This is a genomic window from Lactobacillus sp. C449L (assembly GCF_059900815.1).
Genome location: NZ_JBWXGA010000328.1, coordinates 1 through 428 on the forward strand (window position 1 = coordinate 1; position 428 = coordinate 428).

The following is a 428-nucleotide window of genomic DNA, read 5'->3' on the forward strand; positions in this document are numbered from 1 at the left end:
TCTTTAATAGCAGCTGCATCTTCATCTGCTGCTTCCTCAGCAGTGCCATCTTCTGTTTGGTCTTGCTTAGGAGCAGGAGAAGTCTCTACAGTTGCTTCATTTGATTCCTCTTCCACAATTTGGTCTGAGTTATTGATAAACTCAATTGCCTTTTCGATAGCATCCAATGCTTTGTCTTCATTACCTTCTGAAAATAAAGCTTCTGCTTCAGCCAGGCGTTCTGCTGCATAAATAGCAAGCAATTTGGCTTCTTTTTCCTGATTAAATGCGAAAGCTAGCTTAATCTTTTCTAAAGAAAGCTTTGCAAAATAGAAGAAGTCGCCTGGCAATAACGCTGGAGCTTCTTCTTTCAGGTCATCGGCTGGAGCCTCTGCTTCTTCAATCGCTTTTTGCATATTCTCAGTGCCAACACTTGCCTTTGCATCAAT

General features: G+C 41.6%; 1 protein-coding gene. It reads right to left on the reverse strand.

Going from position 1 to position 428, the window contains the following annotated elements:
* A partial coding sequence (locus AC2JF9_RS09610) for a DUF5667 domain-containing protein (RefSeq protein ID WP_500727334.1) occupies positions 1 to 395 on the reverse strand: 395 nt, incomplete at its 3' end.
* Positions 396 to 428 lie beyond the last annotated feature (33 nt).